The organism is Pseudomonas sp. MD330_10 (assembly GCF_042610415.1).
GTDB classification, from domain to species: domain Bacteria; phylum Pseudomonadota; class Gammaproteobacteria; order Pseudomonadales; family Pseudomonadaceae; genus Aquipseudomonas; species Aquipseudomonas rhodesiae.
The window spans coordinates 275,166-288,649 of record NZ_JBHGZU010000006.1; the positions used below are offsets into that span (position 1 = coordinate 275,166).

The window sequence follows — 13,484 nt, forward strand, 5'->3', positions numbered from 1 at the left end:
TAGCCAGGGCAACGAGTTTTTCACTATAGCTTCACAAACTGACTACAGTGTCAGGACGAATATCGCCCCCCATTTATATAAGGAACATAGACATGGGTTTCGTCAAAACAGCGCCAATGCGCTATCTGCTGTTGATAACCGGTGCCTGGTTATTGATATTCCTGCTGACGCGCGCCGTGCTGCTGCTCACCCACCTAGACGAAGTCGGCGGCAATCTGCTGCCGGTGTTCGGGGTGGGCCTGGTTTACGACCTGGGTTTCCTGGCCTACGCAGCGTTACCGCTGGGCCTGTATGTGCTGCTTTGCCCGCCCGGTCTGTGGCGGCGTCGCGGCCATCGCTGGTTTTTGCAGGCGGTACTCACTGTCAGCGTTTTCGCGATGCTGTTTACCTCGGTGGCCGAATGGCTGTTCTGGGACGAGTTCGGTGTGCGCTTCAACTTTATCGCCGTCGACTATCTGGTGTACTCCGATGAAGTGTTGAACAACCTGCTGGAGTCTTACCCGATCGGCAAACTGCTCAGTTTGCTGGCGATGCTGGCCGTTGTGTTGAGCCTGGTGTTGCGCAAACCGTTCAACGCCGCCATGGACGCCCCGTTGCCGCCGTTGCGTGGCCGTTTGCTCAATGCACTGGTGCTGGTGCTGGCCGTCGGCCTCAGCCTGCAGTTGATTAGTCAGGACAGCCCCCGCACCCAAGGCGGTAACGCCTACAAAAACGAACTGGCCAGCAACGGCCCTTATCAGTTTTTCGCAGCCTTCCGTAACAACGAGTTGGATTACGCACAATTCTATAAAAGCCTGCCGACCGAAGTTGTCGCCAGGCAACTGCGCGCCGAACTCAGCGAGCCCAACGCGCGCTTCATCGGCCAGGACCCACTGGATATCCGTCGCGCCATCAGCCACCCGGGCCCGCTGCGCACGCCCAATATCGTGCTGGTGACCATCGAAAGCTTCAGCGCCAAATACATGGGCAGCAACGGCGACGGGCGTAACCTCACACCCAATCTGGACGCGCTGCGCCAACAAAGCCTGTACTTCAATAACTTTTACGCCACCGGTACCCGAACCGACCGCGGCCTGGAAGCGATCACCCTGGCGATTCCCCCTACACCCGGGCGCTCAATCGTCAAACGCATCGGTCGTGAAAGCGGTTTTGCCAGCCTCGGGCAACAGCTTTCCGCGGTCGGCTATGACAGCGTGTTCGTGTACGGTGGGCGCGGTTACTTCGATAACATGAACGCGTTTTTCAGCGGCAACGGCTATCGCGTGGTCGATCAGAGCAGCGTGCCCGAGACCGAAATCTCGTTTAAAAACGCCTGGGGCATGGCCGACGAGGATCTATACAAACAAACTCTGAAACTGGCCGATGCCGATTACGCTAAGCAGCAGCCATTCCTGCTACAACTGATGACCACCTCCAACCATCGCCCTTATACCTACCCGGATGGGCGTATCGATATCAAATCCGGCAATGGCCGCGACGGTGCGGTGAAATACACCGACCATGCCATCGGCGAATTCCTCGATGCGGCACGCCAGAAGCCTTGGTTCGATAACACGATCTTTGTGTTCGTCGCCGACCACACGGCCGGCAGCGCGGGCAAAGAGGACCTGCCCATCACCAACTACCAGATTCCATTGTTCATTTATGCCCCCAAGCTGATCGCCCCTCGGGAATCCGCGCAACTGGCCAGTCAGATCGACTTGGCGCCGACCCTGCTGGGCCTGATCAACCTGAGCTACGAGTCGACGTTCTTTGGCCGCGATTTGCTTCAGGACAACCCGCTACCGCCGCGCGTGGTAGTCGGCAACTACCAGCACCTGGGACTGTTCGACGGCAAGGACTTGGCCATTCTCAGTCCGCGCTTGGGCTTGCGTCGCCACGATCAGGCGTTGGCGGAGAGTCAGGAATCGCGAGTGGGCGGCGATGATCCGTTGATTCAGCGGGCGATCACCTACTACCAGGCCGCCAGCTATGATTTCAAACAGCAGTTATTGAGTTGGAAAGCGCCCAAGGAGGCAAGCCCACGGCTGACCGAGCGCTAGGTACGTTCTTTATCGAACGCGCAATAAAAAGCCCCGCCTGCATCACTGCAGGCGGGGCTTTTCAGTACGGGGGTAAGGCTGGCTTACATCATGCCGCCCATGCCACCCATGCCGCCCATGTCTGGCATACCGCCGCCAGCCGCGCCTTCAGCCTTCGGCTTGTCAGCAATGGCCGCTTCGGTGGTCAGGATCAGACCGCCGATGGAGGATGCTGCCTGCAGAGCGGAACGGGTAACCTTGGTTGGATCCAGGATGCCCATTTCGATCATGTCGCCGTAGACGCCAGTGGCGGCGTTGTAACCGTAGTTACCTTTGCCGTTCTTGACTTCGTTGACCACAACGCTTGGCTCGTCGCCGGAGTTGGCAGCGATCTGGCGCAGTGGTGCTTCTACAGCGCGACGCAGTACAGCGATACCGACGTTCTGGTCGGCGTTGTCGCCAGTCAGGCCAGTCAGGGCTTCCAGAGCACGGATCAGCGCAACGCCACCGCCAGGTACCACGCCTTCTTCAACGGCTGCACGGGTTGCGTGCAGGGCGTCTTCAACGCGGGCTTTCTTCTCTTTCATTTCAACTTCGGAACCGGCGCCAACCTTGATCACTGCAACGCCGCCGGACAGCTTGGCCAGACGCTCTTGCAGTTTTTCACGGTCGTAGTCCGAGGAAGTCTCGGCAACCTGGGCGCGGATCTGAGCGATGCGCGACTCGATGTCACCTTCAACGCCAGCACCGTCAACGATGATGGTGTTTTCCTTGGACAGGGTCACGCGCTTGGCGCTACCCAGGTTTTCCAGAGTGGCGCTTTCCAGGCTCAGACCGATCTCTTCGGAGATAACGGTACCGCCAGTCAGAACGGCGATGTCCTGCAGCATGGCCTTGCGACGGTCACCAAAGCCTGGCGCCTTGACGGCAGCGACTTTGACGATGCCACGCATGTTGTTCACAACCAGAGTCGCCAGGGCTTCGCCTTCGACGTCTTCGGCCACGATCAGCAGTGGGCGACCGGCTTTGGCAACCGCTTCCAGCACCGGCAGCATTTCGCGGATGTTGGAGATTTTCTTGTCGACCAGCAGGATCAGCGGGCTGTCCAGCTCGGCAACCATGGTGTCTGGCTTGTTGACGAAGTACGGGGACAGGTAGCCACGGTCAAACTGCATGCCTTCAACAACCGACAGTTCGTTTTCCAGGCCCGAGCCTTCTTCAACGGTGATCACGCCTTCTTTACCGACTTTTTCCATGGCTTCGGCAATGATGTCGCCGATGGAGTTGTCGGAGTTGGCCGAGATGGTACCCACCTGAGCGATGGCCTTGGTGTCGGCACATGGCTTGGACAGGTTCTTCAGCTCTTTAACGATGGCGATGGTCGCCTTGTCGATACCGCGCTTGAGGTCCATCGGGTTCATGCCGGCAGCGACGGCCTTGAGGCCTTCGTTGACGATCGACTGAGCCAGAACGGTGGCGGTGGTGGTGCCGTCGCCTGCGTCATCGTTGGCACGGGAGGCAACGTCTTTGACCAGCTGCGCGCCCATGTTTTCGAAACGGTCTTCCAGTTCGATTTCTTTGGCTACGGAAACGCCGTCCTTGGTGATGGTCGGAGCGCCGAAGCTCTTCTCGATGATCACGTTACGGCCTTTCGGGCCCAGGGTCGCTTTTACTGCATCAGCCAGGATGTTGACACCGGTGAGCATTTTCTTGCGGGCGGAATCGCCGAATTTAACTTCTTTAGCAGCCATGATCGATATTCCTTAAATACTTTGAAGTAACGGGAAAATGAGCGGGAAATCAGCCTTCCAGTACAGCGAGAATTTCGTTCTCAGCCATTACCAGCAGGTCTTCGCCGTCGACTTTCACAGTGTTGCTACCGGAGTAAGGGCCGAAAACAACCTTGTCACCCACTTTCACGGCCAGCGCGCGTACTTCACCGTTTTCCAGGGTTTTGCCTGGGCCAGCAGCGACGATCACACCGTGGTTGGCTTTTTCAGCAGCCGAACCTGGCAGCACGATGCCGCCGGCGGTTTTCTTTTCTTCTTCGCTGCGACGGATGACGACGCGGTCGTGCAGAGGACGAAGCTTGCTCATTGTCGATCTCTCCTAATTGTGTTTTTCATCGGCCGGTATCAATTCCGGCGGGTTAAATTCCGGCGGTGCCGGTCGCGGTTCGCTGAGCGAAACGCGGAAGTCTGTCTAGTGTCACCACCAGAAACCTTGCGGTGACCGTTACATAAGGGCGCCTGGGCTTATTACAAGGGGCGGCAAATGAAATTTTTTATGTCCGGGAGCGGGTAAACGCAGCACGGCACCCGAAGGTGCCGTGCCAATGGAGCGGTTATTTGCTGTCGCGGTGCTCGAACTCGCCTTCGATCACATCGCCTTCACGGCCCAGGGGCTGGCGCGGAGCCGGGCCGCCACGGGGTTGCAGGTCTTCGGCAAACGCGCGCTGACGAATAGCTGCCTCCTCGGCACGCTGGCGCATCTTGCCGGCCAGCAGCCTGCGGGTGACCGGCAGCAGCATCACCAGGCCCACCACGTCGCTGATGAAACCCGGCAGGATCAACAGGCCACCGGCCAGGGCCATCATCAGACCTTCGAGCATGGTCTGAGCGGGCAATTCGCCGCGATTCAGGCTTTCACGGGCACGCAGTGCCGTGGCCAGGCCCGCGACGCGCAGCACCAGAACGCCGAGCATCGAGCCCAGAATAATCAACAGCAATGCTGGGAAGAACCCGATCGCACCGCTGACTTGAACGAAGACGAACAGCTCCAACACCGGGAACAGCAGAAAGAGCAATAAAAAAGGGCGCATCAAATGTTTCCTCAACGCAAGAATGCCTTGCCAGTCCACCTTAGATGACGTCGCCGTTTCGTGAATTCAAGCGTCAGCCGCCGCTTTTTTCGGCCAGGCTGCGGCGTGAGCCAGTGAAACCAAGGCTTCGCGCACTTGTGTCGGCGTGTTGCAAGGCGCGGCAAATGGCAACCAATGTAGCGACTGGCCAATCCGCAGGTGCATGCCTTCACTGTCGATGCCGGCCAATTGCGCAGGCTCGTTGACGGGTAAACCGGCCAGGTCGACGTAATGGGCAATCGCCTTGGCATGGTCGCTGTTCATGTGTTCGACCATGCTGCGCTCTGCCGCGCCGGCGAAGGGGTTGGCCAGGGTCATTTGATCGAGCCAGTGGATCGCGCCGAATCCGCCTATGTAGCGGTGGCGAACCGGCTTGAGCACCCAGAAATCGAAATCGTGGGCCTTGTGGTAATTGGCCGATTCGGGGAAGTAGCGGTAATAGCGCTCGGCTGCGGCCTCGATGGCGGCATCGTCATGCAATTGCTCGGCTTCGGCCAGGTAGGTGAGACGCCCTACCGCCTGCACATCGTCCGCCCCACGCTCACCGACCAGCAGCGAGCATTTGGGCTCTTTTTGCAGGTTATGGGTGTGCTGGGCGATGCGGCTGATCAGGATCAGCGGGCGGCCCTGCTCGTCCAGGCAGTACGGCACCACCGATCCAAATGGAAAGCCAGGCATGGCTTTGGACAATGTGGAGAGAGCCCCACGGTACTCCTTGAGCAACAGCTCTCGGGCGTTCTTGGCAACCTGTGCGCTCAACGTATGACTCCTCGGGTATTCAGCCGCCCATAACGTATGGGAATGGATCTCAACACAAGGTAATCAATATAAGCAGCGGTTGCCAGGGACGCGACTACCAAGCCACCCCGAAACCGGCGGTATAACGGGTCTTGCTCAGGCTGCTCTCCGAATCGCCGCTGATCACGTCACGCTCGGCCTTGAGGTTGAGCGATGCCCACTCGGTGACTTTGTAGCGCAGGCCCATTTCCGCATCCAGGGAGTACTCGGCCGGCGCATCGATAGGCTTGCCGAGTTCGCCATTGGTGAAGAACTCAACGGTCTTGCCCACCAGGTAGCGGTTGTAGTTCCACTTCATGGCCAGGGAATAGAAGTTGTCCTTGCCGCCATCGGCATATTCATAGTCGGTGCGGTTGACCAGCGAGCCGAGGGAGAAAGCGCCCAACTCGTCATCCCAGAACTGGTAGCCAGGGCCAGTACCCACGGTGCGCTGACGCGCCAGGTCTTCGACTTTGTCGCGCTTGTAGGTCAGGCGCCCCTGCCAGAACCAGTGCTCGGTAATAAAGCGGTCCAGGTCGTACTCCAGGGCCCAGTTGTCGGTGGTGGTCACGTCATCCTGGAATTCGCGGTTGTACTCGCCCTGCCCGGTATGGCGCCATTGGCCATGGCGGGCTGTGGTCTTGAAGTCGACGTCGTAGTCGTTGGTGTCTTTTTCGGCGCGCTTGTAGTCCAGCGCCAGATCGACATTGCCCTTCCACACCAGGTCCTCGATCACCGGTTTAGGCTTGATGATCTGTTGGATGCTTGCCAGTTCAACGGTCTTGGGCGCTTCGCCATTGGCCAGCACCACCTTGCCGTCTTCTGCCGCATGGAGGGACTTGGCTTTCTCGCCACTGTAGGCATCCTGCTTAACCAGCAGCTCCTGGTCGCTTTCCAGGGTTTTGACTTGCTTCCAGTCCACTGGAATCGCACCGGCATACGCGGTCTGGATCAGCAATTTGCCGCCGTCGAAGACCTTGATTTTGCCGGTCAGGCGGTCACCGTTCTTCAACCAGACGGTGTCCGCAAGCAAGGGTGTGGAAGCGCTTAAAACAGCAAGGCACAGCAAGGTTCTGGACAACATAAGCGGATTCGAGGCTCGGGCTTGGCGAAAAAGAGGGCATTATCGTGTTAGATAACGTCTTAGCAAGGACTGACTCAGGGATCGCAGATGAGTTCAATTCTCACCGCCATGTTTACAGCCGTTTCTTACAAAAACGCCGACATATTCAACGGATAGTCCCACAGTGAAATTGCCTGTCGATACACCACAAACCGCTGCCGATATGCGCCGCACCGCGCTGTACCTGACCTTGGCGCAAGTGCCCGAGGGCTGCGTGGTGAGCTACGGCGAGCTGGCGCACTTGGCCGGTCTCGGGCGGGCGGCGCGCTGGGTGGGGCGGACCTTGAGCCAGCTCCCAAAGGACACGCGGTTGCCCTGGCATCGCGTGCTGGGTGCCGGCGGTCGGATAAGTCTGCCGGCGGGCAGCGCATCGGGTGACGAACAACGTGCGCGTTTGCGCGGCGAAGGTGTCAGTATCCTGAACAATCGCGTTGATATTCAGCGCCATGGCTGGCGCCCGGTAGAGCACAGCGGTTAGAGTGCGCGCTTTGTTTCCGTGAATCTGAGGCAGACTCCAGCCCATGCCCCGTAAAACCTGGCGCGCCGCGCTCGCTGCCTATGCCAGCCCCTCGACGTTAGTGCTGTTGTTGCTCGGCTTCGCCGCCGGCATGCCTTACATGTTGGTGTTCTCGACGCTTTCGGTGTGGTTGCGCGAAGCCGGTGTGGCCCGCGAAACCATCGGCTATGCCAGCCTGATCGGGCTGGCCTACGCCTTCAAGTGGGTTTGGTCGCCGCTGCTCGACCAATGGCGCCTGCCGCTGCTGGGCAGGCTCGGGCGCCGCCGTTCCTGGCTGGTGCTCGCCCAGTCGCTGGTCATCCTGGGCTTGATCGGCATGGGGTTCTGCGATCCGCAGAAGCATTTGTCCTGGCTGATAGCCATTGCTGTGATCGTTGCCTTTGCCTCCGCCACCCAGGACATCGCGGTTGACGCCTATCGCCTGGAAATCGCCGACGACAGCCGCCAGGCGGCCTTGGCCGCCAGCTATATGTCCGGCTACCGGATCGCCGCGCTGCTGGCCACCGCAGGCGCGCTGTTCTTTGCCGAAGGTTTCGGCTCCACCGGTTTCAACTATAAACACTCGGCATGGACCGGCACTTACGTGCTGTTCGGCGTGCTGATGATCCCTGCCCTGCTGACCACGCTGTTCATGCGTGAGCCCAATGTGCCGCTGCGTACCCAATTGCAGGCGGGCCGCTACAGCTTCGTGCATCAACTGGCCTCGGTGTTCGTGCTGATCGTACTGCTGGTGTCAGTGCCGGCGATGTTCACTCAGCTGTACAACACCGATTTCGCCAGCGTGCTCTTCCAGGGCGTCAGCCTGTGGGATTTGCTGATGGAAGACCGCGCCTTCCTGCGCGCAATCCTCTATATCACCCTGACCTGCCTGTGCCTGTCGACCATGGGCCGCCGTGGCCTGGCGCCGGTGCTGACGCCAGTCAACGACTTTATCCTGCGCTACCGTTGGCAGGCCCTGCTGCTGCTCGGGTTGATCGCCACCTATCGCATGTCCGACACGGTGATGGGCGTGATGGCCAACGTGTTCTACATCGACCAGGGCTTTACCAAGGACCAGATTGCGGGCGTCAGCAAGATTTTCGGCCTGATCATGACCCTGCTCGGCGCCGGTATGGGCGGCTTGCTGATCGTGCGCTTTGGTATCCTGCCGATCCTGTTTATCGGCGGCGTCATGTCGGCCGGCACTAACCTGCTGTTCGTGATGCTCGCCGATATGGGCCCGGACCTGCAGATGCTGATTTTCACCATCTCCCTGGATAACTTCAGCTCGGGCATGGCCACGTCGGCCTTCGTGGCCTATCTGTCGAGCCTGACCAACCTCAAGTTCTCCGCCACCCAATATGCGTTGCTCAGCTCGATCATGCTGCTGCTGCCCCGCTTGATTGGCGGCTACTCGGGCGTGATGGTGGAGAAATTCGGTTACCACAACTTCTTCCTGATCACCTGCATGCTGGGTGTGCCGACGCTGCTGCTGATTGCGTTGCACTGGTTCCAGGAAAATCGGCGGATTCGATTGAGTCCGCCGGCTGAAGACTGACAATGTGGGAGGGGCATTGCGACGATTGGACTTGCCCCCGGTAGCTCAGTAACACATTAGCACCTGACACCCTGCTATCGGGGGCAAGCCCCATCCCACATGCCCCTCTGCATTCTGATGCCTGTACTCCTGCAGCCCGCGCCCGTACAATCCCAAGTCATTTCAAGTCCAAGCAACCGACAACGGCCTACCATGCGTACCAGTCAATATTTGCTCGCCACACAGAAAGAAACGCCTTCCGATGCGGTCGTGATCAGCCACCAGCTGATGCTGCGCGCCGGCATGATTCGCAAGCTGGCCTCCGGCCTTTACACCTGGCTGCCCATGGGCTTGAAGGTGATGCGCAAGGTCGAAGCCATCGTTCGTGAAGAAATGAACGCCGCCGGCTCCCTGGAAGTGTTGATGCCGAGCACCCAACCGGCTGAACTGTGGCAGGAATCCGGGCGCTGGGAAGAGTACGGCCCTGAGTTGCTGCGCTTCAAGGATCGTCATGGCCGCGACTTCTGCGCTGGCCCGACCCATGAAGAAGTTATCACCGACCTGATGCGCAACGAGCTGAGCAGCTATAAACAGTTGCCGCTGAACCTGTATCAGATCCAGACCAAATTCCGTGATGAAATCCGCCCACGTTTCGGCTTGATGCGCGGCCGCGAATTCATCATGAAGGATGCCTATTCGTTCCACACCGACCAGGCGTCCCTGCAGGTCACCTACGACCGCATGCACCAGGCCTACTGCAATGTGTTCACGCGCCTGGGCCTGAAATTCCGCCCGGTTGAAGCGGATAACGGTTCCATCGGCGGCGCCGGCTCCCACGAATTCCACGTACTGGCCGAGTCCGGCGAAGACGATATCGTGTTCAGCAACGGTTCCGACTACGCGGCGAACATCGAGAAAGCTGAGGCCGTGCCACGGGAAACCTCGCGCCCTGCCCCGACCGAAGAACTGCGCCTGGTGGACACGCCGGACACCAAGACCATCGCGGCCCTGGTGGAGAAATTCAATCTGCCGATTGAAAAGACCATCAAGACCCTGATCGTGCACGCTGAGGAAGCAGGCAAGCTGATCGCCCTGGTTATCCGTGGCGACCACGAACTCAACGAAATCAAGGCAGCCCAGCAGCCAGGCGTGGCCAGCCCACTGGTCATGGCCAGCGATGCCGAACTGCGCGACGCCATTGGCGCCGGCGCCGGTTCCCTGGGCCCGCTGAACCTGCCGCTGCCGATCATCATCGACCGCTCGGTCGAGCTGATGAGCGACTTCGGTATCGGCGCGAACATCGACGACAAGCACTACTTCGGCGTGAACTGGGAGCGTGACCTGCCGGTTCCGACCGTGGCCGACCTGCGCAATGTGGTGGCCGGCGACCCAAGCCCGGATGGCAAGGGCACCCTGGAAATCAAGCGCGGCATCGAGGTCGGGCACATCTTCCAGCTGGGCAACAAGTACAGCAAGGCGATGAAGTGCGAAGTGCTGGGCGAGAACGGCAAGCCGATCACCCTGGAAATGGGTTGCTACGGTATTGGCGTATCCCGCGTAGTGGCGGCTGCCATCGAGCAGAACAACGACGAGAAAGGCATCATCTGGAGCGACGCCCTGGCGCCATTCCAAGTGGCGCTGGTACCGCTGCGCTACGAAACCGAGCAAGTACGCGAAGCCACCGACAAACTGTATGCCGAATTGACGGCCGCCGGTTTTGAAGTGCTGCTGGATGACCGGGACAAGAAAACCAGCCCTGGCATCAAGTTCGCCGACATGGAACTGATTGGCATCCCACACCGGATCGTGGTCAGCGACCGCGGCCTGGCCGATGGCAATCTGGAATACAAGAGCCGGACCGAAGCCGAAGCCCAACCGTTGCCGGTGGCTGACGTGCTGTCTTTCCTTCAGGCGCGTATTCGTCGCTGAAAACCAGATCAAGAGAAGTCATGTTCAAGCGAAACACCAGAGCCCTGGGGGGCGCCGCCTTGTGCGGCGCCCTGCTGGTCAGCGGCTGCGCCAATCATATGTCGCAACGCAGTGAGCACGAGGAGCGAGTCGAGCGCAAATTGCTCGATCACAGTCTGCAGATTGATGTAGGCGAACCCAAAGTGCTGGAACTGCCGCAACGCCGGGTTCGCATTCACGAGCAGAAGACCTTCGAGGTCACCGAGTTCGAAGTCACCCGGCGTTACGACCGCTACACCCCCTATCAGCCCTGGCGCAAAGTCTACGAGATGCCCCTGGGCGCGGTGGCACTGGTGGCGGGCGCGGGCGCCAATGTGGCGAACATCTTCGCCCTCGGCAACCTGCCTTCAAGCATGACCCACGACTGGCTGATCTACGGCATAGACGGGCTCAACCCGTTCATGAACGTGCAATCCCATGGACGCGCGCAACAGAACCTGGCGGGTATCGATGAAGTTCAGCGCGACAAGCGCCTGGAGTATTCAAGCCTGCCGTGGAGCGAGCGTCCCGTGCAAGTCACCGCCGGCAAACACACCCACGAGCTGACTACCGACCGTAACGGCGTGCTGCGCCTGAACCTGTTGGACAGCCCGTTCGCCGAGCAGGACCTTAACCATGTCACCACCTTGAAGATCAGCGTGGAGGATGGCCAGGACGACGTGCACTCGGACTCGACCCTGGCCATCAGCAACACCCTGCGCGGCAAGTTGCTCGAAGCCCATGGCCTGATCTACGACGATCTGGAAGATGACGAAGTCAGCCAGTGGGTACACCGGGTCAAGCGCCTGTCGGAGCTGGGTCTGGAAGAAGAAGCCAGCGAGCTGGAACAAAGCCTGATCGAACTGACCCGCAATGATCCGGAGTTGCAGCAGGAATTCCTGCAAGCGCTAACCAAGGATGCGGGGCGACTCGTAGCGGATCCAGGCGCACGCTGAGACGCTCACAGGGCTGGAGATCAAATGTGGGAGGAGCCCCTTCCACATTTTGATTGGCGGTCTCTACCAGGCGAACTCTAGCTGTTCGTTACCGCCACTAAGGTCCAACAACCGTACCCCGATCCCCAGCAGACGCACGGGCTTGCCGCCGCGATTGAACGCTTGGGTCATCAACTGTTGATAACTCTCCAGATCCCGCCCTGCCCCGGCCTGCTCCAAGGTGGTCTGGGTAAAGTCATGAAACTTCACCTTCACGAACGGCTTGCCCGCGCGATAACTGCTGTCGATGCGTGCCATACGCCCGGCCAGGGTTTCCATCAGTTCGGGCAATTTAGCCAGGCAGCTTGAGAGATCCGGCAGATCCACATCGTAGGTATTTTCCACACTGATGGATTGCCGACGGCTGTCGTTCTGTACCAAGCGATCATCGATGCCACGGGCCAGACTCCAGAGTCGCTCGCCAAAACTGCCGAATTCCCGCACCAGCGCCAGCTTGTTCCATTCGCGCAGTTGCAGGCAGTCTTCAATGCCCAAGCGCGCCAGTTTGTCAGCGGTAACTTTGCCCACGCCGTGGAGCTTGCTGACGCGCAACTGCGAGACAAACGCTTCGACCTGATCCGGCGTAATCACAAACAGGCCATTGGGCTTCTTCCAATCGCTGGCGATCTTGGCCAGGAACTTGTTCGGTGCCACGCCAGCGGACACGGTGATGTGCAATTGGTTTGAGACGCGACGACGGATGTCCTGGGCAATGCGTGTGGCGCTACCGCCAAAATGCGGGCTGTCGGAAACGTCCAGATAGGCTTCATCCAGCGACAACGGTTCGATCAGGTCGGTGTAGTCGCGAAAGATGGTCTGGATTTCCTTCGACGCCTCTTTATAAGCGTCCATGCGCGGCTTGACGATGGTCAGGTCCGGGCATAGCTTCAAGGCATGCCGTGACGACATCGCCGATCGCACCCCGTAGGCCCGCGCTTCATAGTTACAGGTGGCAATCACCCCTCGACGCTCGGCTGAACCACCGACCGCCAGAGGCTTCTGCGCCAGACTCGGGTCATCGCGCATCTCGATGGCGGCGTAGAAGCAATCACAGTCAACGTGGATGATTTTGCGCTGCGTCATAAATAGAAGGGGCAATTCAACGGGCGATCAGTATCGCATTCACCCCTGTATATAGCACCAGTAGTTTGAATCTTCCGTCTGAACGGTAGGAATTCTCCTCTATGGATTTATTTTCTTAATCGAATTTACCACCTCGATAGAGCTGAAAGCCTCGGCCTGACTGGGCCCGCGGTGTTTGCGGCGCACCTCACAGAACGCTAACCAATTGAACCCAAAGCGCTTTTCTTGGATTTACGGGTTGACACACTCGCGTTCCTCTGTAGAATGCCGCCACACAGACGCGGGATGGAGCAGTCTGGTAGCTCGTCGGGCTCATAACCCGAAGGTCGTCGGTTCAAATCCGGCTCCCGCAACCAAACATCAAAAAAGGCTACTCGAAAGAGTGGCCTTTTTTGTGTGCGTCTGTTTTGACATGTATGGAAATTGTAAGACAAAAAAATCTTTACCCGCCGTAGACTTACCGTGCGAAGCGCAGGCAAGGCCATCGATTCACACTTATTTGACCCATTAGGTTATTAACGGTTGACACCTCGCCGTCTGACTGTAGAATGCCGCCCACAGACGCGGGATGGAGCAGTCTGGTAGCTCGTCGGGCTCATAACCCGAAGGTCGTCGGTTCAAATCCGGCTCCCGCAACCAAACATC

11 protein-coding genes and 2 tRNA genes are annotated in these 13,484 nt (G+C 59.0%); 7 read left to right on the forward strand and 6 right to left on the reverse strand.

Annotation, left to right across the window (positions count from 1 at the left end):
- The first annotated feature begins 92 nt into the window (after window positions 1-92).
- Entirely contained in the window at window positions 93-2,042 is a 1,950-nt protein-coding gene (locus tag ACFZPT_RS12490) for an LTA synthase family protein (protein WP_034115005.1), read from the forward strand.
- Between the two features lie 83 nt (window positions 2,043-2,125).
- On the opposite strand, the gene groL is transcribed toward ACFZPT_RS12490, so the two are convergent.
- The 5 genes from groL to ACFZPT_RS12515 form a co-directional block, all read right to left on the reverse strand.
- Window positions 2,126-3,772 (reverse strand): chaperonin GroEL, encoded by a 1,647-nt coding sequence (gene groL, locus ACFZPT_RS12495; protein WP_034100295.1) that lies wholly within the window; start codon window positions 3,770-3,772, stop codon window positions 2,126-2,128.
- 49 nt (window positions 3,773-3,821) lie between these two features.
- On the reverse strand, window positions 3,822-4,118 hold the full coding sequence (gene groES / locus ACFZPT_RS12500; protein WP_017846112.1) for a co-chaperone GroES: 297 nt from the start codon (window positions 4,116-4,118) through the stop codon (window positions 3,822-3,824).
- Between the two features lie 247 nt (window positions 4,119-4,365).
- Window positions 4,366-4,842: an FxsA family protein gene (locus ACFZPT_RS12505; protein ID WP_034100298.1), complete on the reverse strand. Its 477-nt coding sequence runs from the start codon at window positions 4,840-4,842 to the stop codon at window positions 4,366-4,368.
- A 66-nt stretch (window positions 4,843-4,908) separates the two neighbouring features.
- Window positions 4,909-5,640, reverse strand: a complete 732-nt coding sequence (locus ACFZPT_RS12510) for a HugZ family protein (protein WP_034100300.1) — start codon at window positions 5,638-5,640, stop codon at window positions 4,909-4,911.
- A 94-nt stretch (window positions 5,641-5,734) separates the two neighbouring features.
- Complete coding sequence (locus tag ACFZPT_RS12515) at window positions 5,735-6,742, reverse strand: DUF481 domain-containing protein (protein WP_034115006.1); 1,008 nt, start codon at window positions 6,740-6,742, stop codon at window positions 5,735-5,737.
- Between the two features lie 202 nt (window positions 6,743-6,944).
- Between ACFZPT_RS12515 and ACFZPT_RS12520 the strand changes: the two genes are divergently transcribed.
- The 4 genes from ACFZPT_RS12520 (at window position 6,945) to ACFZPT_RS12535 (ending at window position 11,717) form a co-directional block, all read left to right on the forward strand.
- On the forward strand, window positions 6,945-7,259 hold the full coding sequence (locus ACFZPT_RS12520; RefSeq protein WP_047882009.1) for an MGMT family protein: 315 nt from the start codon (window positions 6,945-6,947) through the stop codon (window positions 7,257-7,259).
- Window positions 7,260-7,302: 43 nt separating this feature from the next.
- Window positions 7,303-8,835 carry an AmpG family muropeptide MFS transporter gene (locus ACFZPT_RS12525; protein WP_034115007.1) on the forward strand — a complete coding sequence of 511 codons (1,533 nt, stop codon included), beginning with the start codon at window positions 7,303-7,305 and terminating at the stop codon, window positions 8,833-8,835.
- Window positions 8,836-9,027: 192 nt separating this feature from the next.
- Window positions 9,028-10,743, forward strand: a complete 1,716-nt coding sequence (locus ACFZPT_RS12530) for a proline--tRNA ligase (RefSeq protein ID WP_034100308.1) — start codon at window positions 9,028-9,030, stop codon at window positions 10,741-10,743.
- A gap of 20 nt (window positions 10,744-10,763) precedes the next feature.
- On the forward strand, window positions 10,764-11,717 hold the full coding sequence (locus tag ACFZPT_RS12535) for a hypothetical protein (RefSeq protein ID WP_034115008.1): 954 nt from the start codon (window positions 10,764-10,766) through the stop codon (window positions 11,715-11,717).
- Between the two features lie 63 nt (window positions 11,718-11,780).
- Here ACFZPT_RS12535 and dinB read toward each other — a convergent pair whose 3' ends face one another.
- Window positions 11,781-12,839 carry a DNA polymerase IV gene (gene dinB, locus ACFZPT_RS12540; protein WP_034100312.1) on the reverse strand — a complete coding sequence of 353 codons (1,059 nt, stop codon included), beginning with the start codon at window positions 12,837-12,839 and terminating at the stop codon, window positions 11,781-11,783.
- 279 nt (window positions 12,840-13,118) lie between these two features.
- Between dinB and ACFZPT_RS12545 the strand changes: the two genes are divergently transcribed.
- Together ACFZPT_RS12545 and ACFZPT_RS12550 are read left to right on the forward strand one after the other, a co-directional pair.
- Window positions 13,119-13,195, forward strand: a tRNA-Met gene (locus ACFZPT_RS12545).
- Between the two features lie 206 nt (window positions 13,196-13,401).
- Window positions 13,402-13,478 (forward strand) — tRNA-Met (locus tag ACFZPT_RS12550).
- The last annotated feature ends 6 nt before the right edge of the window (window positions 13,479-13,484 follow it).

What these genes read in the sequence shown, in the direction of transcription:
- ACFZPT_RS12490 (WP_034115005.1), top strand. Translation starts at nt 93, where the DNA reads ATGGGTTTCGTCAAAACAGCGCCAATGCGCTATCTGCTGTTGATAACC.
- groL (WP_034100295.1), bottom strand. Translation starts at nt 3,772, where the DNA reads ATGGCTGCTAAAGAAGTTAAATTCGGCGATTCCGCCCGCAAGAAAATG.
- groES (WP_017846112.1), bottom strand. Translation starts at nt 4,118, where the DNA reads ATGAGCAAGCTTCGTCCTCTGCACGACCGCGTCGTCATCCGTCGCAGC.
- ACFZPT_RS12505 (WP_034100298.1), bottom strand. Translation starts at nt 4,842, where the DNA reads ATGCGCCCTTTTTTATTGCTCTTTCTGCTGTTCCCGGTGTTGGAGCTG.
- ACFZPT_RS12515 (WP_034115006.1), bottom strand. Translation starts at nt 6,742, where the DNA reads ATGTTGTCCAGAACCTTGCTGTGCCTTGCTGTTTTAAGCGCTTCCACA.
- ACFZPT_RS12520 (WP_047882009.1), top strand. Translation starts at nt 6,945, where the DNA reads ATGCGCCGCACCGCGCTGTACCTGACCTTGGCGCAAGTGCCCGAGGGC.
- ACFZPT_RS12525 (WP_034115007.1), top strand. Translation starts at nt 7,303, where the DNA reads ATGCCCCGTAAAACCTGGCGCGCCGCGCTCGCTGCCTATGCCAGCCCC.
- ACFZPT_RS12530 (WP_034100308.1), top strand. Translation starts at nt 9,028, where the DNA reads ATGCGTACCAGTCAATATTTGCTCGCCACACAGAAAGAAACGCCTTCC.
- ACFZPT_RS12535 (WP_034115008.1), top strand. Translation starts at nt 10,764, where the DNA reads ATGTTCAAGCGAAACACCAGAGCCCTGGGGGGCGCCGCCTTGTGCGGC.
- dinB (WP_034100312.1), bottom strand. Translation starts at nt 12,839, where the DNA reads ATGACGCAGCGCAAAATCATCCACGTTGACTGTGATTGCTTCTACGCC.